This window comes from Asticcacaulis sp. W401b (assembly GCF_046503825.1).
In the GTDB taxonomy this organism is placed as follows: domain Bacteria; phylum Pseudomonadota; class Alphaproteobacteria; order Caulobacterales; family Caulobacteraceae; genus Asticcacaulis.
Genome location: NZ_JBKFEE010000001.1, coordinates 951,216 through 972,067, shown reverse-complemented (window position 1 = coordinate 972,067; position 20,852 = coordinate 951,216). Strand labels below are relative to the sequence as shown.

The following is a 20,852-nucleotide window of genomic DNA, read 5'->3' as shown; positions in this document are numbered from 1 at the left end:
TAAGCGGCGGGTTGAAGTGCTGCGCGTTATGCACTAGACCGCAACTGTCTCTGGAGTACAGCCATGTCCGAATTGCGCGCCAATTCCGTCGTCGAACTTGCCTCTGCCAAGTTCGGTAATCACCTGCCCATCTCGGTCATTGCCGGGCCTTGCCAGTTGGAAAGCCGCGAGCACGCGCTGGAAGTGGCATCGGCGCTAAAGGAAATCTCCGAGCGACTCGGCTTTGGCATCATCTTCAAGACCTCTTTCGACAAGGCCAACCGCACCTCGGCCAAGGCGGCACGGGGTATCGGCCTGAAGGACGCTCTACCCATCTTTGCGGAAATCCGTGAGAGCCTCGGCCTTGCCGTCCTCACCGACGTGCACGAGTCGCAGCAATGCGCCCCGGTGGCCGAAGCCGTCGATGTCCTGCAAATCCCGGCGTTTCTGTGCCGTCAGACGGACCTGCTGCTGGCTGCGGCGGCTACGGGGCGCGCCATCAATGTCAAGAAGGGGCAGTTCCTCGCCCCCTGGGACATGAAAAATGTGCTCGATAAGATCGTGCTGGGTGGCAATCCCAATGTGCTCCTGTGTGATCGTGGGACCAGCTTCGGTTACAACACTCTGGTTTCGGACTTCCGCGGTCTGCCCATCATGGCTTCGACCGGCGCGCCGGTGATTTTTGATGCCACCCACTCGGTGCAGCAGCCCGGCGGTCTGGGCGGCTCCTCTGGTGGTCAGCGCGAATTTGTGCCTGTTCTGGCGCGTGCCGCTGTCGCAGTCGGTGTCGCCGGCCTGTTTATCGAAACCCATCCGGACCCGGATAATGCGCCTTCCGACGGCCCGAACATGGTGCCGCTGGCGTCGTTCGAAGGCCTTATGCGCGACCTGATGGCCATTGATCAGGTGGCCAAGGCCATCACGGCGCGGGACTCTGCCCACTAAGATGAAGCCGGTCATCCTCATTCCGGCGCGTATGGCCTCGACCCGACTGCCGAACAAGCCGCTGGCGGACCTCAATGGCGAACCGATGATCGTGGCCGTGTGGCGGCGCGCCATGGAGGCCGATCTGGCCCCCGTCTGGGTGGCCACCGATACGCCCGACATCGCCGAGGCCATCCGTGCCGTGGGCGGCAACGCCGTGATGACAAAGCCTGAGCATCCGTCGGGCTCGGATCGTATCTATGAGGCGATCACCCGCATTGACCCGGATCGTCAGTACGACATCCTGCTCAATGTGCAGGGCGACCTGCCGACCGTGGCCCCGGAGACCATCCGCGCGGTGTTTGAGCCGCTCAAGGACGCTGAAGTGGATATCGCCACGCCTGTAGCCGAGATCTACACGGATCAAGAGCGGAATGCATCATCGGTAGTTAAGATGGTGGGGACGCCAATTGCGCCGGGACGTTTCCGTGCCCTCTACTTTACCCGCGCTACCGCACCCTGGGGCGAGGGGCCGCTTTATCATCATATCGGCCTCTATGGCTGGCGACGTTCGGCTTTGGAGCGTTTCGTGACTTTGGCCCCGTCGCCGCTGGAACAGCGCGAAAAGCTGGAGCAGTTGCGCGCCCTCGAACATGGTATGCGCATCGACGCCGTCGAAGTGGCCGAGGTACCGCTGGGGGTGGATACCCTGGCCGATCTGGAAGAGGCGCGCCGTCGCCTTAGCGGGAAATAGATTATGGTTCTTGAAACCGCCCTTGAGGCCACCTCTGCCCTTCAGGCCGCACAGCAAACCGTCGAGATCGAAACCGCCGGCCTGAGCGCCCTGCGTGACGCGCTGAATGGTGAACTGGGGCAGCGGTTTGAGGCCGCCATCGACACCATATTGAAGGCGCAGGCGCAAGGTGGGCGGATCATCGTCAGCGGTATGGGTAAGTCGGGGCACATCGGGCGCAAGATAGCCGCCTCACTGGCTTCGACAGGGGCGCTGTCACACTTTGTGCATCCGGCGGAGGCCAGCCACGGCGACCTCGGTATGGTTGGTAGTAATGACGTGGTCTTGGCCCTGTCGTGGTCGGGCGAAGCGCCGGAACTGGCGGACATCATCGCCTATACGCGCCGCTTCGAGGTGCCGCTGATCGCGATTACATCAGGCCCCAAAAGCGCGCTGGGGTCCGCGGCTGATATTGCGCTGGTCCTGCCGAAGATGGCCGAGGCCTGCCCCAATGGTCTCGCGCCGACGACCTCTACGACCATGCAACTGGCCATGGGTGATTGCATCACCGTGGCACTCCTGTCGCTGCGCAAATTTACGGCGCAGGATTTCCGACAGTATCATCCGGGCGGCAAGCTGGGCTCGCGCCTGCTCAAGGTGCGAGACCTCATGCACAGCGGCGAGGCCATGCCGCTGGTGGGCGAGGAGACCCCTCTGTCTCAGGCGATTGTCGAGATGTCGTCCAAGCGCTACGGCATGACCGGCGTCGTTGATGCCGAAGGCCGCCTGACCGGCATCGTTACCGACGGCGACCTGCGCCGCGCCTTCAGTGAGGGCTTTACCGACCGGGCTGTATCAGAGATGATGACAAAGGCCCCGCGTGTGACCACGCCGGATACGCTGGCCTCACAGCTTCTGGCAGAAATGAACGCACGCAGCATTACCGGCATATTCGCGGTGGAAAACAACCGCCCCGTCGGCGTCATTCACCTGCATGAAATTCTGCGAGCGGGTGTCGCTTGACCATAAGCTTCTCGTGATTTGCGTGAACGAACCGCAAAAAGACAGATTCATTTGACTACCACTTGCGGTTCGATCTTTGGACGGTTAAAGATACTACAGATTTTAGACTCCTCCTTAATTTTGATTTTCTTGAATTTTATTCGCTGAGATTGGCATGAAAAAGGTTCGCAAGGCTGTCATTCCGGTCGCCGGCTTGGGCACGAGAGTTCTGCCCGCGTCCAAAGTCGTTCCAAAAGAGCTTCTGAATTTGGTCGACAGACCAATCCTCGCCTATATCATCGAAGAAGCCCGCGCAGCGGGTATTGAGCATTTCGTCTTTGTGACTGGCCGATCCAAAGGAGCGATCGAAGATTATTTTGACCATCAAGTCGAGCTCGAGGCTCAGTTATCGGCTAAGAACAAGTCGGATGTCTTGAACGCGCTTCTCGCTGAACTCCCGAGAGAGGGCGAGATGAGCTTTGTGCGCCAGATGCAGCCCAAGGGGCTTGGCCACGCGGTCTGGTGCGCACGTGACATCATCGGTGACGAAGCTTTCGCGGTTATCCTGCCCGACATGGTTATGGACGCCGAGGTTGCGGCTCTGAAACAGGCCGTCGAGGCCTATGATAAGGTCGGCGGCAACGTGATCGTTGTCGAACGTGTTCCCCACGATCAGACACATCAATACGGTGTCGTTGCGTTGGAATCTCAAGAGGGTCGCCTGAACAAGATGACCGGTATGGTCGAAAAGCCCGCCAAGGGTACGGCCCCCTCCAACCTGATTGTGTCGGGCCGCTACATACTTCAGCCCGAAATCTTCGGACTACTGGCGACTCAGGAGAAGGGTGCCGGTGGCGAAATTCAGCTCACTGATTCTATGTCCCGCCTGATGGATAGCCAGTCCTTCCATGCGCTCGAGTATGAAGGCGTGACCTATGACTGTGGTGATAAGATCGGTCTCTTACGCGCGAACGTCGCTATGGCGCTGAAGCGCGATGATCTAGGTGAGGCTGCGCGTCGGGCGCTAGCTCCGTTTTTTGTCTAGTTTTCATTTACCTTTTTAAGTGCTTTTTCATGACCATCCTTTTACCGCGGACGGATCTAGTCCCAAACACGTATGAGTTCGAAACGGAGGCATTCGTCAAGACGACGGGCTTCCGAGAATACGATGCTCGCTGGCTGTTCGGAACGGAAATCAATCTACTGGGCATTCAAGCCTTGGGTTTGGGCCTCGGCACCTATGTTCAAGAACGGGGCGTGCAACCGCGCATCGTTGTCGGTCACGATTTTCGCTCCTACTCGATCAATATCAAGAACGCCCTGATTCTCGGATTGCTTCAGGCAGGCTGTGAAGTTCTCGACATTGGTCTTTGTCTGTCGCCGATCGCCTATTTCGCGCAGTTCGATCTGGATGCACCCTGTGTCGCCATGGTCACCGCTTCGCACAATGAAAACGGCTGGACCGGCGTGAAAATGGGCTGTCAGGCGCCTCTGACGTTCGGCCCGGAAGAAATGAGCCGCCTGAAGGAAATCGTCATGTCGGGCGCGGGCATTGTCAAGGCCGGTGGTACGCTTGAACTGGTTAAGGGTGTTCAAGAGCGCTACTTAGCTGACGTCTCTGCCAAGGTACAGCTAAAGCGCAAGCTGAAAGTAGTTTGTGCCTGCGGTAACGGCACAGCGGGTGCCTTTGCGCCTCAGGCCCTGCGCGCCATGGGGGCGGAGGTAATCGAGATGGATTGCGACCTCGACGCCAATTTCCCAAAATACAATCCTAACCCTGAAGATCACGAAATGCTTGTCGAAATGGCCAAGGCCGTAAAAGAACACGGCGCGGACCTTGCGCTTGGTTTCGACGGAGACGGTGATCGTTGTGGCGTTGTCGATAATACCGGTGAAGAAATCTTCGCGGATAAGATTGGGTTGATGCTAGCGCGCGATCTGTCCGACCTCCACCCCAACGCGACCTTTATTGTCGACGTGAAGTCGACGGGCCTTTACAAGACTGACGAGATTCTGAAAAAGAATGGTGCTTCCACCGTCTACTGGAAGACAGGACATTCGTATATTAAACGCAAGACCTCTGAGCTTAATGCGCTGGCGGGCTTTGAAAAGTCGGGCCACTTCTTCCTGAATAAACCTATCGGCCTAGGTTACGATGACGGCCTGGTGGCGGCCGCTGCCGTGTTGGCAATGTTGGATCGCAACCCCGACAAATCCCTCAGTGACCTTAAGAACGCTCTCCCGGTGGCCTACACGTCACTAACGATGTCGCCTAAGTGTGGCGACGAGGTGAAATATCAGGTCCTCGAAAGGCTCGTTAAGGAATACGTTGACCTCCACGCGGCGGGAGGGGAAATTCTGGGTCGCAAGGTTGTTGAGGTAATCACTGTCAACGGTGCGAGGGTTCACCTTGAAGATGGTTCCTGGGTGCTCGTTCGAGCATCGTCTAACAAACCAGAGTTGGTTGTGGTGGTGGAATCCTTGAGTTCCGCCGATGACATGCGCGACCTTTTCCGTAAAGAGATTAAGCCACGCCTTGCCAACCATCCTGAGGTGGGCGCGTTCAATCAAGAAATATGAGTCTGTTAGAAGGTCAATTATCTAAACAAGTTTCCTTGTTGAGCTACTAATTGCTTTTTTAAGTGGAGGGATTTGTCGCGCGTTCCACTTCGTGTACGTTGATTTGGTGAAAAATCTGAGCTATCGAAAAACTTGGCTCGGTGGTATTTCGCGCTGAAAAATTCATTGGCTAACTCTAACTTAGCCCAAAAGTCCAAACGGGATTAATTTTTATGTCTAACGTAGTTATTACTGGTGTAACGGGCCAAGACGGTGCGTATCTTGCGGAGTTGCTATTGGGGCAAGGTCATGTGGTTTACGGCACATATCGCCGCACCAGCACGGTCAATCTCTGGCGTCTTCAGGAGCTGGGTATCGACAAGCACCCGAATCTAAAGCTCGTTGAATACGACCTGCTGGACCAGGGGTCGGCGATCCGTCTTCTTGACAAGGCTGAGCCTGAGAAGGTGTTCAATCTCGCAGCGCAGAGCTTTGTGGGCGTTTCGTTTGATCAGCCGTATTCGACGGCGATGTACACGGGAGCGAGTGTGACGAACCTCCTCGAAGGCATTCGCACGGTCAATAAGGACATCCGGTTCTATCAGGCGTCATCTTCTGAGCTCTATGGGCTTGTTCAGGAAGTGCCGCAGAAAGAAACCACGCCGTTTTACCCTCGTAGCCCCTACGCGGTCGCCAAATTGTATGGGCATTGGATTACGGTAAACTACCGTGAGTCCTATGGAATGTTTGCGTCTTCGGGGATATTGTTCAATCACGAATCTCCGATGCGCGGGCAGGAGTTTGTCACGCGCAAGATTACGAACGCAGTGGCTCAGATTCATCTTGGTCAGCTTGACGTTCTGGAACTGGGCAACATTGATGCCAAGCGGGACTGGGGTCATGCGCGTGAGTATGTGGAGGGCATGAATCGAATGCTCGACCACAATGCGCCAGACACGTTCGTACTGGCCACCAATGTAACCACGACGATCCGCAGTTTCGTCGAAATGGCTTTTAAGAATGTTGACGTGGATGTCGTTTGGGAGGGGCAGGCGGAGCAAGAGACGGCTCGCTGCGCGAAAACCGGGAAAGTCCTGGTGAGGATAAATCCGCAATTTTACCGGCCGGCTGAAGTCGAGCTCCTTATAGGTGACCCATCAAAAGCTGAGGCGGCGCTAGGCTGGAAGGCTCAAACGCAAGTTCATGACCTTTGCAGTGAGATGGTCGCCGCCGATTTAGAACGGAATAAAAATGGCCGTTCATTCTAGGACGCGTTATAAGAGGCAGGGCTGAGTGTCCTGCCTCTTATGGCGACATATATAGGGGGAGGGCCTTTCGATGTTAATTTTTCGTGATTTCGCGGCGGCAAAAAATTATAGGGGATAGAATAAAGTGAAAAAGAAAATTTTTGTAGCGGGCCATCTTGGAATGGTCGGGTCTGCCATTGTTAGGCAGCTTGAGGCTCGGGATGACGTTGAACTAGTGTTGAGGTCACGATCACAGCTCGATTTAACAAATCAAGCTAGCGTGGCCAACTTCTTTGAGGCGAACAAGATAGATGAGGTTTACCTTGCCGCCGCAAAAGTAGGTGGGATTCATGCAAATAATACATACCCTGCCGATTTCATTTTTCAAAATCTTGCAGTTCAAAACAATGTAATTGGATCTGCATTTGCAGCTGGCGTGAAAAAGCTGCTCTTCTTGGGGTCTTCTTGTATCTATCCCCGTCTCGCTTCGCAGCCGATGTCAGAGTCCGAGCTTTTGACAGGATTGTTGGAGCCAACCAACGAGCCTTATGCAATCGCAAAAATCGCCGGGATTAAGATGTGCGAGAGCTTTAACAGGCAGCATGGAACAAGTTATAGAAGTGTGATGCCAACAAACCTTTACGGCATTAACGATAACTTTCACCCGGAAAATTCCCACGTTATTCCTGCCTTGATGCGCCGTTTTCACAATGCGAAGCTAAATGGCGATGCAGAAGTTGTGGTTTGGGGCACCGGTACCCCTAAACGGGAATTCCTCCACGTGGACGATATGGCCGCAGCGAGTATTTACGTCCAAGAGCTAGCTGATGAGATTTATGATCAGCACGTCGACCCTCGTTTGACCCATATTAATGTAGGCACCGGACAAGATTGCTCCATATCAGAGATGGTTCAGACTATGGCGGATGTTGTAGGGTTTGAGGGTAAAATTATATATGACACTACAAAGCCCGATGGCCCCCCGCGGAAACTGTTAGACACAACGAAGATAAACAGCCTTGGTTGGTCCCCAAGATACTCGCTGCACGAGGGATTAAAGTCCACTTACGAGTGGTTTTTGGGCAGCGACAATATTAGGTTGTAGAAATTTGATAACTGTATTTTAGGTCTATGATGTTGGGCAAGATGACAAATTTTTTCTCCAAGCTTAAATATGCTAGAGACGTGCTATGTGTTCATGAGATGGTGAAGACAAGCGCCCGAGTGCTAGGAGGAGAAGATAGTGTCTCTCCCGGGCTGATAGACAGGACGATCGCGGTATACTCCGACCCTAAGCAATTTGAGGTTTTTTTACGCGCCCTTATGCAAAGTGAGAACTTTGCAGAAGTAGCGGCAACTAGCTACGGTGTAGCTCGCCATTTCGTATCATTCGTATATAAATTGGTGTTGAGGCGGGACCCTGAAGAAGAGGCCCTGCATGCGTTTGCCTCAGCGATTAGCGAAGGTAAGCTGACATTCGATTCTTTTTCGATCGAGATTATGAGCAGCCCTGAAGCCAAAATGAAAGGTGGAGCGGGTCAAAAGGATTTTTATGCGGAATTTTTGAACCGTGTGAACGAAGATTTGTGTGAAGGGAGCGTTACGGCGTCGGAAATAGACTATCTATCGACAGAACTTGCGATGGGTCGGTCCAATATTGCCGAGGTTTACAGATCTCTGGTCAAATTTGAGCGTTTAACGATTGCGCCGGAAGATTTACCTAAACTTATATCTGTCATATACCAAGCGTGCTTCGATCGACGCCCGGGCGATGAGGAAATCAGTATCTGGAAGGGTCACATTTCTTCTCGCACGGTTTCAGTAGTTGACTTTTGTAAACTGATTTTTGAGTCAGATGAGACCAAAAACTACAGAAACCGGCTGAACCAAATCGCGACTCATCTTTCTGATGCTCAGTTTACACAGATGGTTTATGAGTCGCAGCTTGAGCGCGGAGCGGGCGGCGCTGAGATAGCGAGTTGGGCTCAACAGCTTTCAACGGGCCAGACCAACCGTTTGCAAATGCTGAGCGCTTTGTTCAACGAGTATGTTCTCGATAATACGGTCAGGCCTTTACCTGAGAATAATCCTTATGAGGTTCACCTCATGGGAACGACTAAGAAGGTGAATGCGGCGGATTGGAAGCGAGATCTTCAGGCGCTGAAAACCTCTAAAGGTCGAGAATCTCTCAGTAAATCTGATAAAATCTCTGTGCGGAAAGAAAGTCGTTTTGCATTCAACGTTAAGAAAAAGCAAACGTTAGTCACGGCGATTGCAAGTTTGTATAAAGGGGGGGATTATATTGAGCACTTCCTCAAAAACATAACAGAACAATCGATATTTAGAGATTATGCCGAATTAATTATTGTCGACGCAAACTCTCCTGAAAATGAATCGGTTATCATCGAAAAGTTCGTAAAGAGCTTTCCGAACATAAGGTATAAAAGATACGATTATCGGGTCAGCATTTATGACGCGTGGAACATCGGCGTCAATGCTGCAGAGGGTCAGTTCCTGACAAACACCAATATGGATGACGTTCGACGTCAAGATGCATTGGAGTGCCAGGCCGCGTCTCTTATTGCACTTCCCTTCGTTGACGTGGTCTACCAAGATTTCTACTATGCATTCGATAAGAATGTTGCTTACGATCACATCGCGGAGCTAGGTGCCAAGAGCCAAGTAGGCCTTGTTACGCCTCACGGCATGTTCTCATCAAACCCGCCACACAATGCGCCAATGTGGCGAAAGTCCCTACATGGCGAGCTTGGGTTATTTGACGGGACTTACAAATCGGCTGGGGATTATGAGTTTTGGATGCGGTGCCTTGCAGCTGGCAAAGTGTTCTATAAGTTAAATGACCCACATGCTACTTACTTTCAAAACCCGACTGGTCTTTCGACAAGTAAAGAAACACCCGGTCTAATCGAGTCTAAACGTATCACTAAGAAGTATGGTAGAAAGCTAATACCTGAAGCGTTCACGTGTTCATCGGAGGACTTTCTGCGACGCGTTGGCGCGGAAAAAGAAACGACACAGTTGGCCCTAAAGCCGTCTGATCGTTACGATTACATACAGCATCTGCTTGAAAAGGCAGCGTCGGACTTGAAGTATAAGATTGCCTTGGATCGGGGTAAGTGAAGATGAATTTGTTGGTTGATGCAGTTTTCTTTCAGCTTGCCTCAAGTGGTATTGCGCGGGTCTGGAAGTCGATCTTAGGCGAAGTTGCGGGGCATAAAGGCGTTAATCTTTTTATGCTCGATCGGGGTAACGCACCACTGATAACTGGCGCTACGGTTATTCCATTTCCGTCTTATGATCTGTCGAGAAACACGGCAGCGGATTCTGTTCTGATACAGAAAATCTGTGATTTGTATAAGATCGATGTGTTTTCGACGACTTATTACACCACACCGCTGCGCACGCCATCCGTGCTCGTGGTCTATGACATGATACCGGAACTTTTGGGCTTTGATCTATCGTTCAGGGACTGGAAGGAAAAAAAAGCAGCTATACTTTATTCTCAGTATCAAATTTCCATTTCCGCGAGTACGCGCAAAGATTTGCACGAATTCTACCCACATTTAGATGAAGTGCGTTCAAGTTTTTCTCATTTGTCTATTGATCGATCTATATTTAGAGAGAGAAATGCATCTGAGGTAAGCGCGCTTCGCGCGAAATATGATATAGATAAGCCTTATTATCTTTTTGTGGGATCTCGGCAGCAACATAATAACTACAAGAACGCGAAGTTATTTTTTGATGCACTTTCTGGAAATGACAAGTTCGATTTTGAGGTTGTTTGTATAGGCGGTGAGAAAACATTCGATGACGGCGTCTCCGCGCTCCAAGAGCGTGGGCTTAAAGTTCGCCGGTTTGATATGAACGATGACGATCTGGCCGCTGCTTACACTGGAGCATTGGCTCTTGTTTACCCATCGTTATATGAGGGGTTCGGGTTGCCTGTGCTTGAAGCGATGGCGTCTGGTTGTCCGGTCATAACTACAAACAGAGGGTCTTTGGCAGAGGTTGCCGGCGAAGCCGCGCTCCTTGTGAGCGGGCAAGACGTCGAGGAAATGAAGGCAGCTTTGAAAACTATTATGGATCCCAAGCGACGACAGTCATATGTCGCGAAGGGTTTAGATCACTCTCAGCTGTTCAATTGGAGCTTATTTGCAGGCCATTTCGTCGATGTCGCTAAGCGACTCAGCGAAGAGGCTGCGTCGGGTGCCTACGACGAATTCTTCCGTCGTTGGGAGAAGTTGAGACTTCTGCAGGCAGATGTTGATTATCAGTAGGGGCTTTGCAAAGTGCCAGGCTGAACAACACACGTGTCTTTTGGTGGCCTGAGGCTTTCCGACCGAGCCAGCCGCGAGACGTGTTGGCAATTCCTCTAAATGGTTTTTAGGAAAATTTTTATGTCTAACGTAGTTATTACTGGTGTAACGGGCCAAGACGGTGCGTATCTTGCGGAGTTGCTATTGGGGCAAGGTCATGTGGTTTACGGCACATATCGCCGCACCAGCACGGTCAATCTCTGGCGTCTTCAGGAGCTGGGTATCGACAAGCACCCGAATCTAAAGCTCGTTGAATACGACCTGCTGGACCAGGGGTCGGCGATCCGTCTTCTTGACAAGGCTGAGCCTGAGAAGGTGTTCAATCTCGCAGCGCAGAGCTTTGTGGGCGTTTCGTTTGATCAGCCGTATTCGACGGCGATGTACACGGGAGCGAGTGTGACGAACCTCCTCGAAGGCATTCGCACGGTCAATAAGGACATCCGGTTCTATCAGGCGTCATCTTCTGAGCTCTATGGGCTTGTTCAGGAAGTGCCGCAGAAAGAAACCACGCCGTTTTACCCTCGTAGCCCCTACGCGGTCGCCAAATTGTATGGGCATTGGATTACGGTAAACTACCGTGAGTCCTATGGAATGTTTGCGTCTTCGGGGATATTGTTCAATCACGAATCTCCGATGCGCGGGCAGGAGTTTGTCACGCGCAAGATTACGAACGCAGTGGCTCAGATTCATCTTGGTCAGCTTGACGTTCTGGAACTGGGCAACATTGATGCCAAGCGGGACTGGGGTCATGCGCGTGAGTATGTGGAGGGCATGAATCGAATGCTCGACCACAATGCGCCAGACACGTTCGTACTGGCCACCAATGTAACCACGACGATCCGCAGTTTCGTCGAAATGGCTTTTAAGAATGTTGACGTGGATGTCGTTTGGGAGGGGCAGGCGGAGCAAGAGACGGCTCGCTGCGCGAAAACCGGGAAAGTCCTGGTGAGGATAAATCCGCAATTTTACCGGCCGGCTGAAGTCGAGCTCCTTATAGGTGACCCATCAAAAGCTGAGGCGGCGCTAGGCTGGAAGGCTCAAACGCAAGTTCATGACCTTTGCAGTGAGATGGTCGCCGCCGATTTAGAACGGAATAAAAATGGCCGTTCATTCTAAACGTGTTCTCATCACAGGTTCATCCGGTTTCACAGGAAGAAAATTGTTTGATGCATTGAGATCACGTGGCCACGTGGTCCAAGGGCTCTCGCGCACTCCGGGCGAATTTTTGCACGTGTCCGAACATGACAGTCTGAGGGACGTTATCTCTAACTTTCGTCCATCTCATGTTGTTCACCTCGCGGGAATATCATTTCCGGCGCATCCGGTGAACTCGGAAGTTTACAATAGCAATGTTTTATACTCGGCGGAGCTTCTCGATTCTCTTATAGGGATGGACCTTCAACAAGTGATTGTTGTGAGTAGTGCAGCTGTGTATGGACAGACTACGAGTACAGAACCAATATCAGAGGAAGTCCCGCCTTCACCGATATCCCACTATGCGCTCTCTAAGGTTTTCGTTGAGCAAATGTGTGGACTTTATAGTAAAAGTCTTCCCATTCTCATTACTAGGCCATTTAATTACATCGGACGTGGGCAAGCGGAATACTTTTTCGTTTCCAAAATAATAAAGGCCTTTAAATCCGATCAAGCGTCCTTATCCCTTGGTAATATCGACATAGTCCGTGACTTTTCAGATGTCCGAGATGTAATAGAAGCTTATATCGGATTAATTGAAAATGATTGTGTTGGCGGGGTTGTGAATATTTGCTCCGGCGTCGGGATTCGCCTCCGCGAGATATTGGACATTGTATCTCGCATCACGGGTCGCAATTTGGAAGTTTTGTACGACCCTAAGTTCGTACGACCGAATGAGCCTAAAGTGATGGTCGGATGTGACAAGCATCTTAATTCGCTAATTGGAGAAAGGCAAAAGCGTCCCATCTGTGATACCCTTAAATGGATCATCGAGAACGACCCTGACAAGTAAAGCTTGTTTACCCCGCTGACGAAGTCCAAAGATGGAAAACAGATTCAGAAATCGAAACGAGCTTTCAGCTCATAGTTCGGAGCAAGGGTTGGAACGACTCATAGAGAGGCTTCAAACTCAGGTGGCGCTTTTAGCTTCTCAGGTTGAAGAGCTGACTTCAGCCAAGGACGAAAATTCTCGCCAAAATCAATTGTTAGTGGAAGATTTGTCAAATCAGATTAGTCAGAGGGATGAGCAACTTAATCGAATTTATAATTCTTACTCTTGGAAGTTAACTGCGCCCATACGTAAAGCTGGTTCGGGATACAGACTTTTGTCTAGAGGGATAAGACTTCTCCTATCATCTCCCCGTGAATTTGTATTGGTAGTCGTTACACTGTTGGCCCGCATTGTTCGACGGTTGCCTAGCGTGAGAAGGACAGCACATGTAGTGCTTCATGTGCTTCAGCCGCGCGCACGGGATTATCTGTCGCGATTGGCCCCTCCAAGCCCTCAAGAAATCGGCTATAATGTGGGACAGGCAGACGGTTCCCCCCAAACTCTTGGTGGAGACTGGGTTTGGATATATCGAAGAGTTCGATTGTCTGAACGGAGCGTCGAGTAGTACCTCTTCAAAAGCGAGTAGCGCCAGCAACATTTCCGGCGAGCATGCTTCCGATTGAACGCACTCCAAGGCAGTGGGCCAATAGCGGGGAAGTGTGGTGAAGTTTCAGTCCCCTCGGCGTTCCATTTCAAGTAAGACCGTCGCCGCTGGCACCATTTCATTGGCTGTCCAAAATTTCAACCTTAGCCGTTAGAAGAACACATGATGCATCTCGCACTGGACCTCCAAGCGATCGAAGGCGAGTCATCGGAGCGAGGGATCGGTCGGTATTCCACTGGACTGGCGGAGGCGATAATTCGGGCAAGCGCTTCTGCTCCAATGGTGATCCTAAATTCGGCCCTCCATGAGAGACATGAGCGCGCTTCGAAGTGGGCACGGAACCTCGTTCCCGATGAGCGAGTCGCCTGTCTGTCGGGGCCCGCAGGCGTGATGGGTTTGCTTCCAAATGGAGAAGGGAATTGGATTAGGGCCTCTGCTGTCTATGACGCGTTCTTAAGGCGCCACGGCATAAGTGTTGTCCACACAAGTTCTCCATTTGATGGGATGGGTGACGACACGGTGATCTCGAACCCCGCCAGCTTGGTCTATCCGCAGTTAATCAGATCAACTACCCTTTACGATTTGATACCCTTTCGAGAGCCTGAACTCTACCTTTTCGATGAGAGGTATCGACGTTGGTACAATCACCGCCTGGAGTGTATCCGTGGCTATGATCTAATCCTGACGATATCAGAGTACACTCGACAGGAAGCGATCAATTTTGCGGGTTTTGCCCCTCAGAAAGTCGTCAACATTTCCGCGGACACAACGGCTCAATTCAGGCCGATACTACTAACTGAAAGCATGAAGGCTGAGCTGTTTTCCAAGTACGGAATAATGGGCAGATTTGTCATGCATACGGGCGTACTCGAAGAGAGGAAAAATATCAGGACACTCATTTCGGCATTCTCAGCCCTTCCACAGCAGATCATAGCGGAAACACAATTGGTATTTGCCGCGAACGCGACTCAAGCTCAGAAAAATGCCGTTTTACGTCAGGCAGCGCAGATGCGCTTGCCTCCATCAAGAATTGTTTTCGCAGGCTACGTTCCGGATGATGATCTGGCGAAGCTCTACTCGGTCACTAGCGTTTTGGTGATGCCATCCACGTCTGAGGGTTTTGGCCTACCTCTTCTTGAGGCGATGCGGTGCGGCGCCCCAGTGTTAGGTGCGCGAGCTACGAGCATCCCTGAAGTGGTAGGTGCGTCTGAATATCTCTTTGACCCCTACAGTCCGGCGGATCTTTCAAAAAAAATGTATCGTGTTCTGTCTGATGCTGACGCGGAGAGGTTGGCGCGTGCTCACTCGTTAAAACGGCAATCTCATTTCTCTTGGGCTCAGACAGCGGTCAAGGCTATCGAGGCAATTCAAGAAGTGTCTCGCCACCGGGGCGTACATATTGATAGACGCACCCGCCTCCATGTCATTCCCCAAGCCTCTAATAGCCTTTGCAGCCATATCGCTGGTCTAGTGGAGACTACTCCCGCGTTGATCGAACGAACAACTTCGGTAAGCGATCCAAGCGCCCCTATTCTCGTTGTTGCAGATGGTCTGACTAAAGAACAAATGGAATGCGTGATTGAGGGGCCATTCGCAATTATCGTGAGGAGCCTGGACGATAGCATTAATGTTCCTCCGTCGATACGTTACCTTTGCAATGGCTACTTTGGAATGTTGCATCCCACCGAGGACGTGACTGCTCGTGATATCAGTCGAATGCCAACTTGTATCTATTGTGGCGAGGGGGTGAGCATTGATCGGATAGCCTCCCATGTCGATGAAATGCTGCCGTTATGCGACGCTGCATTAAATGATGTTATGAACTTGATAGCAAAAGGCCCTAACTGCCCAGACCACAATGCAGCGATGTGCTACGCTCGCCTAGCTCATAAGAATCTCTTCGAGCCTAGTTTCCGACCAGTATTGTATGTTGACATATCCGAACTTGTACACCGGGATGCCCGAACAGGAATTCAACGGGTCGTGCGGAGTATTCTTCGAAATCTTATCGAGAAAAAAAGAAATTATAGAATAGAACCGATTTACAGAGATGGTGATCAATTCAGGCTAGCGAGAAAGTTCATGATGTCCTTTCTCGGACTGCTTCCTCTTGAACTTGGTGACGATTATGTGTCTTTTAATGCCGGTGATACGTTCTTAGGGTTGGACTTGGATGCTCTGATTTCGCCAGGCGCACTCAATCTGCTACGACGTGAGCGCTTGAGGGGGGTGCGCGTGATATGGGTCGTGTATGATATATTACCTGAAACAAATCCAGAGTGGTTTGACCCGCCATTGGCTGCCGCTGTTCAGGGGTGGTTAAGGAAAGTAATCAAAGAAGCTGATGAGATAATCTGTATTTCGCGCTCGGTGGCTGATAGCTTGGGTGACTTTGCACGAAAAAGCGCACCTTGTCGGGAGCATCCTCTTAACATCTCGTGGTGGCACTTGGGTGCAGATCTGAATGCGTCGTCTCCGAGTCGCGGAATATCATCTGATGACTGGCGGAAAATGGACGCCATGCGCGAGGGAGCCATAACCTTTCTAACAGTAGGTACAATTGAACCTCGAAAGGGAATTGCCAAGCTGCTTGATGGTGCGGAAGCTTTCTGGGATCAGGGTGGTGATGCACAGTTCGTTATTGTGGGGAAACCTGGGTGGAACGTCGAAGGGTTGCTAAATCGAATCCGAAATCATGAGGAGCTTGACAAGCGCCTTTTCTGGTTTGAGGGGCCTACCGATGAAACGCTGGGGTTGCTTTATGAACGCGCAACAGCAGTCCTACTACCCAGCGAGGGTGAAGGATTTGGGCTACCTTTAGTCGAAGCTGCATTCCACGGTAAACCGATTATCGCCAGAGATTTGCCTGTTTTTCGTGAGATTGGAGGTGAAGGTGCGTATTATTTTTCAGCGGTCGAGCCAGACGAATTTAGGCTTCATCTGAAAGCTTGGATCGACCTTTGGCAAAGGCAGATGCATCCTCAGCCGGTGGCTACTCCCCTATCATGGGAGGACAGTACGGATGAACTTTTTTCGATACTGGTGGCCAAGAAGAACGTTGGTCCTTGAAGGCGAGGCAGTTAATTAGGGAGATGCATCAATTGGTATTGCATCTCCCTAATTCGCAAGATACATGACTACTTATATGTATGGAATCTTAGAGATTACAAATGAAAGTTGTTAGCACCGTCTGGATTCCTAACAGTGTTGCGGACTTCGAAATGCACGCGTGCCTGTCGATCCACGCGATGAGGGGGGCGGCAACCAGACACTGCCCTTACGAAGTGTTTGTTTTGGACGGGTTTGAGAAGCTCCCTAAAAACTACATATCGAGCTTGAAGGCACAGAATATAAACATTCACGATGCCTCTAAGCTAACGCGTAAAATCCTCAAGGAATATCAGGGGCTTAATAGTTTCTACAGCGCCGGTCAGGGCGCTCACTACGAGACGCTCTGCTTCATACGTTGGCTCGTTATGAAGGAGGTCATGAAGGGGGACTCGTTCCTTCATATCGATACAGATCTGTTCTTTCAGGAAAATAATGAGTTTATTTGCAATCTGTTTGAGGGACGGACCGGGACATTTGGTAGCCCATGCCTAACCTCGGTGTCAAACCCATCTTGGCTTCTCCAGTATGAGGATGCTCTGGCCAGAATGTTGGTGGATCGATCAAAGTTTCAGGCAGATATCGGATATAAAGGGAATGAGTTCCGGAAAGACATATCAAGCGACCAAGACTTGGTTATTGCCATGGAGAGTACGGGAAATATAGTTAATGAACATATGTCGGAGCTTAATCAAGCATTTCAGATATTTGTAAACCCGCTGTGGCCTTATGCTAGTCCTCCAGGCAGAAAAATACGGTACGAAGACAGGGGGGGGCGTGATTTTATCGATGGGAAGCCTGTACTGTTTTGGCATTTGCAAAACAACTGCGCTGACTATATTTCCCGCTACGTCTGTCTGAAGAATTACTCTTCCAGCTGGTTGAGTTCATACTTGCCCCAACGCTTGTGTTTCCCGTTTATACAGCTTGAGCCCAATGCGGAGAACTTCGCTTTTCAGGCGCTTAGAGATCTTTCTTGGCGAATTATTCATCAAAAGCAGGCTAATGGTTCTGTGAATATAGATGATTTTGGTAGTGAAGGTTTCTTTGCCCGCACTTGGATAAGCAGATATTTCATTATCCAGCGTCAAGGCCGGGAAATCTTTACTGACAACTACTGGTGGGAAGCCGGTCTATTTGAATGATTAAATTCACTAATGTATGAATTCCAAGATGGCTATTGGGGGAGTCTCTTGATCTAGGGACCATCTGCATTGGTAACCGACGGAGCGAGATTAAGATAACAACGTAAAGTGCATCACGTATATGCGTCGTAGAACGCAACGGTTAACGATGGAGGGGAGATGCTCCCAAAAGCTGCGGGGAATGATTTTCTGGGTCGCTTTCGTGAAATCATTTCTGACCCGTTGAACCTTTTGATACCGAGGCATCCTAAAGCTGGTGCTGTTGAAGGTGACTTGGTTTATCTTCATAATGGCCACTGCGTCCCACTGAGGGGGGAAGGGGCGTATTATGGTGACTTTAGCGACATATTTGTCATAAATAGAGGCGTGCACGAACCGGTTGAAGAATACGTTTTTCAACAAGTTATGGAGCGGCTTCCAGATGCCCCTGTCATGCTTGAGCTTGGTGCATACTGGGCACACTACTCAATGTGGATGAAGCAGTGCCGACCGAACTCCACAGCCTACTTAGTTGAACCGGACAAAGCGCATTTAGAAGCAGGCAAGGCTAATTTTCACAGACACCATTATGAAGGTGAGTTTATTCAGGCTTTCGTAGGGTCTGGTGCATTCGGAATAGATGATTTCTTATCTGAACGAAACATTTCGCACCTCAATATACTTCATTCCGATATACAGGGGTGCGAAGTGGAGATGTTAAAAGATTCGAATAAGTCTTTGGCGTCACACGCGATAGACTTTTTATTAATCTCTACTCATTCTCAGCAAATTCACAAGGATGTTGTAGAAACCATGTACTACCATGGTTACCGCGTAGAGGTTTCCTGTGACTTCGAGGGTGAGACGACTTCCTTTGATGGGTTCGTTTTTGCCACGTCGCCACTTATTCCCCGGTTGTTCAATAACTTCACACCAATGACTAGGGTAGACATTTGTCACGCCTCCCCGAAAAATTTAATTGATTTTGTCGTGCGTGCGATTGCAGAATGAGTTTCGGCGTCATTAAGCCCAATTCACAGCTCAAATCCTCAACTCTCTGCGGATCCTTTTTTTTGCCGCCCGGCTTCCTACAACCTCTGTAGCTAGCGTTAAGTATGTTTCTTTAGACTTGTTTAGATCATTATGATTTCTCGTATGTACATAATGACATAGGCTTTTTTTAGAGCGTCTTTCGCTCAAGTGGATGCCGGTTGAGCGTAAAAAAGCGCAAAAATCAGAAGTTTAGAGCGCGTTTCCGATTTACTCTGAACGAAACGCGCTTTAGCCACTTGCCGAGCGGTGGCTTGTGACAGCTTGGTGGCCGCCTCAGTGGCGGCTTGAGCGGATTGATTCCATTAGAAATCATTCCGCTCTAGACACCGTATCAATAACCTAAAAGCCGACGGAGACAGGCCGCGTGCGTAAGAAGCGGATAAGGTTGCGGTTCGTTCAAGTCCATAGTATAATTTTGCGATGAAGATATTTATATACACAAACTGTCAAGGTGGGGCATTCGAAAAGCTGTTACCTAGACTTGTCGATAGGGACCTTTCCATAACTTTTGTGGAAAACTACAAGGTTATTAATGGCGATGTGGCGCTAGAGGTTGCTCAAGAAGCGGCAAAAAGTGCAGATATTTTTATTTACCAACCTCTCGGAGTTGAACACGGACCTAGGTCGACGGAGCGGGGGGCCGAAGATACGATCGGGTCTTTAGTTTCGAAACGGTCTTTGCGTGTGTCAATGCCATATATTTACAATGACGCTCTTTGGCCGCTTTTTGAGGATGGCCCAAAGATACGTAATGAAGATGTAATTATCGATTTAGTTAAGTTGGGGGCAGAACCTGCGGATATCTTGGAGATGTATGATCAAGGTAAAATAGACTGGCGCTTTGATGCACGATTTATAAATACTGATCGTATTCTCCGCGAGAAGGAGGCGGACCTGGACATCAAAGTAGCGGATGTTATATCCCAGAATCTTAAGCTTTCACCCGTTATGCTTACACAGAATCATCCGTGTAGTGTGGTTTTCTCAAGCGTTTTAACTCAGTTTCTCTCTATTGCAGGGTGGATGAAAGTTTCTGCGAGCGATAGACTTGAAGAGTGGACACGGGTAGATACGAATATTGCTGAACTACCTGGTAGATGGCCCACTGATCGGTATGCCGTACAGCATTATCGTTTTGATTATGATGCCAAGATTGACGAATGGGCTCATGAGTTCTATCGGTCTCTTGTTCAGAAAGTTCTCCTTTTGACACCTTAGGCTCATAAGGTCTATGGGTTCCTTAGAGCTTGCGGGTTAGATTCAGTCACTGTACAGAGGTGTGCGGCGAGAGAGGTCTATATAATTGAACTTTCTCTACATTTGCTTAGATTTTGCGCCGATATTACGTCTACGCGTACGAACCAGTCCTCGAAGAGCGTAACGCCTTGAAATACGTTCTCGTATCCGTTATCTGTCAGCAGGGTCCTTATCTCCATTCTTTTGTCCTCAACGAAATTATGCTCGCATACTATAACTTTGGGCCTGACCATTTCAAAGTTCGTTGATTTCAAAATGTCAAGTTCCGAACCCTCGGTATCAATAGAGAGAAAATCAAAATCGGTCGGAATTGCATGGGTCTCTAACAAATCCTGTAAAGACACTGTTTCTACTTCATACGACTGGGCTGAGGCTCTAACCGGGCCATGTGGATCGGAGTTCCTGAATTGTTCCAGCGTGCCGAGGCCGTCCACGTCAGTGTCGATAAACGTCAGTTTCTCACCGCTCCGTGACCATACGCATCGCGTATCAATCGAGCACGTTCTATTTTGTGTAAGGTCGGTATGGTAGCGTTGCACCGGCTCACATAAAACGCCCGTCCACCCGTATTCTTTTTCAAGAAGTAGGGAATTGCTTAAATATATTCCGTCTACTGCGCCAAATTCAACGAATACTCCATTCTTTTTCTCTTTCAATACAAATAATACAAATAAATCTTGAAATAATTGAGAGTTTGAATTGGATATATTATTTGCGCAGTATATCAAAAAATCCGACTCCATAGCGCTCATATACATAGAATGCCGATTTTTGATATCTTGTTTAACCCCTAATATTGTATGCTTTGTCGTGTATAACGTGTTGAAATAGGCCAGAGCGTAATTTTCTTTTTCCATGCCGTGCTCCTTGTGGATTGGTTAATTTTGTTAAATTTAGAT

16 protein-coding genes are annotated in these 20,852 nt (G+C 50.1%); 15 read left to right on the top strand and 1 reads right to left on the bottom strand.

What is annotated here, in order from left to right:
- Window positions 1-63 precede the first annotated feature (63 nt).
- The 15 genes from kdsA to ACK8OE_RS04445 all read left to right on the top strand — a co-directional run bounded on the left by kdsA (window position 64) and on the right by ACK8OE_RS04445 (window position 19,914).
- Complete coding sequence (kdsA, locus tag ACK8OE_RS04515; protein ID WP_410271547.1) at window positions 64-924, top strand: 3-deoxy-8-phosphooctulonate synthase; 861 nt, start codon at window positions 64-66, stop codon at window positions 922-924.
- Between the two features lies 1 nt (window position 925).
- Window positions 926-1,657: a 3-deoxy-manno-octulosonate cytidylyltransferase gene (locus tag ACK8OE_RS04510; RefSeq protein ID WP_410271546.1), complete on the top strand. Its 732-nt coding sequence runs from the start codon at window positions 926-928 to the stop codon at window positions 1,655-1,657.
- Between the two features lie 3 nt (window positions 1,658-1,660).
- Window positions 1,661-2,659 carry an SIS domain-containing protein gene (locus tag ACK8OE_RS04505; RefSeq protein WP_410271545.1) on the top strand — a complete coding sequence of 333 codons (999 nt, stop codon included), beginning with the start codon at window positions 1,661-1,663 and terminating at the stop codon, window positions 2,657-2,659.
- Window positions 2,660-2,813: 154 nt separating this feature from the next.
- Window positions 2,814-3,683, top strand: a complete 870-nt coding sequence (galU, locus tag ACK8OE_RS04500) for a UTP--glucose-1-phosphate uridylyltransferase GalU (RefSeq protein WP_410271544.1) — start codon at window positions 2,814-2,816, stop codon at window positions 3,681-3,683.
- A gap of 29 nt (window positions 3,684-3,712) precedes the next feature.
- Window positions 3,713-5,218, top strand: coding sequence for a phosphomannomutase/phosphoglucomutase (locus tag ACK8OE_RS04495; RefSeq protein WP_410271543.1), 1,506 nt, complete (start codon window positions 3,713-3,715; stop codon window positions 5,216-5,218).
- Between the two features lie 212 nt (window positions 5,219-5,430).
- Entirely contained in the window at window positions 5,431-6,465 is a 1,035-nt protein-coding gene (gene gmd, locus ACK8OE_RS04490; protein ID WP_410271540.1) for a GDP-mannose 4,6-dehydratase, read from the top strand.
- 124 nt (window positions 6,466-6,589) lie between these two features.
- Window positions 6,590-7,549, top strand: a complete 960-nt coding sequence (locus tag ACK8OE_RS04485) for a GDP-L-fucose synthase family protein (protein ID WP_410271542.1) — start codon at window positions 6,590-6,592, stop codon at window positions 7,547-7,549.
- 41 nt (window positions 7,550-7,590) lie between these two features.
- A complete protein-coding gene (locus ACK8OE_RS04480) occupies window positions 7,591-9,585 on the top strand; it encodes a DUF4214 domain-containing protein (RefSeq protein WP_410271541.1) in 1,995 nt (664 codons plus the stop codon).
- Between the two features lie 2 nt (window positions 9,586-9,587).
- The gene (locus ACK8OE_RS04475; protein ID WP_410271596.1) at window positions 9,588-10,742 is read left to right on the top strand and encodes a glycosyltransferase family 4 protein; all 1,155 of its coding nucleotides are present in this window, start codon (window positions 9,588-9,590) and stop codon (window positions 10,740-10,742) included.
- A 120-nt stretch (window positions 10,743-10,862) separates the two neighbouring features.
- Window positions 10,863-11,897 carry a GDP-mannose 4,6-dehydratase gene (gene gmd / locus ACK8OE_RS04470; RefSeq protein WP_410271540.1) on the top strand — a complete coding sequence of 345 codons (1,035 nt, stop codon included), beginning with the start codon at window positions 10,863-10,865 and terminating at the stop codon, window positions 11,895-11,897.
- Window positions 11,881-12,768 carry an NAD-dependent epimerase/dehydratase family protein gene (locus ACK8OE_RS04465; protein ID WP_410271539.1) on the top strand — a complete coding sequence of 296 codons (888 nt, stop codon included), beginning with the start codon at window positions 11,881-11,883 and terminating at the stop codon, window positions 12,766-12,768. Before gmd (ACK8OE_RS04470) ends, ACK8OE_RS04465 begins: the two co-directional genes overlap by 17 nt.
- 1,447 nt (window positions 12,769-14,215) lie before the next feature.
- Window positions 14,216-16,480, top strand: coding sequence for a glycosyltransferase family 4 protein (locus tag ACK8OE_RS04460; RefSeq protein ID WP_410271538.1), 2,265 nt, complete (start codon window positions 14,216-14,218; stop codon window positions 16,478-16,480).
- Window positions 16,481-16,581: 101 nt separating this feature from the next.
- Entirely contained in the window at window positions 16,582-17,664 is a 1,083-nt protein-coding gene (locus ACK8OE_RS04455) for a hypothetical protein (protein WP_410271537.1), read from the top strand.
- A 159-nt stretch (window positions 17,665-17,823) separates the two neighbouring features.
- Entirely contained in the window at window positions 17,824-18,654 is an 831-nt protein-coding gene (locus tag ACK8OE_RS04450; RefSeq protein WP_410271536.1) for an FkbM family methyltransferase, read from the top strand.
- A gap of 462 nt (window positions 18,655-19,116) precedes the next feature.
- A complete protein-coding gene (locus tag ACK8OE_RS04445) occupies window positions 19,117-19,914 on the top strand; it encodes a WcbI family polysaccharide biosynthesis putative acetyltransferase (protein WP_410271535.1) in 798 nt (265 codons plus the stop codon).
- Window positions 19,915-19,991: 77 nt separating this feature from the next.
- On the opposite strand, the gene ACK8OE_RS04440 is transcribed toward ACK8OE_RS04445, so the two are convergent.
- Entirely contained in the window at window positions 19,992-20,810 is an 819-nt protein-coding gene (locus tag ACK8OE_RS04440; RefSeq protein ID WP_410271534.1) for an FkbM family methyltransferase, read from the bottom strand.
- Between the last annotated feature and the right edge of the window lie 42 nt (window positions 20,811-20,852).

Coding starts and splice junctions, on each gene's coding strand:
- kdsA (WP_410271547.1), top strand. CDS start 64: ATGTCCGAATTGCGCGCCAATTCCGTCGTCGAACTTGCCTCTGCCAAG.
- ACK8OE_RS04510 (WP_410271546.1), top strand. CDS start 926: ATGAAGCCGGTCATCCTCATTCCGGCGCGTATGGCCTCGACCCGACTG.
- ACK8OE_RS04505 (WP_410271545.1), top strand. CDS start 1,661: ATGGTTCTTGAAACCGCCCTTGAGGCCACCTCTGCCCTTCAGGCCGCA.
- galU (WP_410271544.1), top strand. CDS start 2,814: ATGAAAAAGGTTCGCAAGGCTGTCATTCCGGTCGCCGGCTTGGGCACG.
- ACK8OE_RS04495 (WP_410271543.1), top strand. CDS start 3,713: ATGACCATCCTTTTACCGCGGACGGATCTAGTCCCAAACACGTATGAG.
- gmd (WP_410271540.1), top strand. CDS start 5,431: ATGTCTAACGTAGTTATTACTGGTGTAACGGGCCAAGACGGTGCGTAT.
- ACK8OE_RS04480 (WP_410271541.1), top strand. CDS start 7,591: ATGACAAATTTTTTCTCCAAGCTTAAATATGCTAGAGACGTGCTATGT.
- ACK8OE_RS04475 (WP_410271596.1), top strand. CDS start 9,588: ATGAATTTGTTGGTTGATGCAGTTTTCTTTCAGCTTGCCTCAAGTGGT.
- gmd (WP_410271540.1), top strand. CDS start 10,863: ATGTCTAACGTAGTTATTACTGGTGTAACGGGCCAAGACGGTGCGTAT.
- ACK8OE_RS04465 (WP_410271539.1), top strand. CDS start 11,881: ATGGCCGTTCATTCTAAACGTGTTCTCATCACAGGTTCATCCGGTTTC.
- ACK8OE_RS04460 (WP_410271538.1), top strand. CDS start 14,216: ATGAAGGCTGAGCTGTTTTCCAAGTACGGAATAATGGGCAGATTTGTC.
- ACK8OE_RS04455 (WP_410271537.1), top strand. CDS start 16,582: ATGAAAGTTGTTAGCACCGTCTGGATTCCTAACAGTGTTGCGGACTTC.
- ACK8OE_RS04450 (WP_410271536.1), top strand. CDS start 17,824: ATGCTCCCAAAAGCTGCGGGGAATGATTTTCTGGGTCGCTTTCGTGAA.
- ACK8OE_RS04445 (WP_410271535.1), top strand. CDS start 19,117: ATGAAGATATTTATATACACAAACTGTCAAGGTGGGGCATTCGAAAAG.
- ACK8OE_RS04440 (WP_410271534.1), bottom strand. CDS start 20,810: ATGGAAAAAGAAAATTACGCTCTGGCCTATTTCAACACGTTATACACG.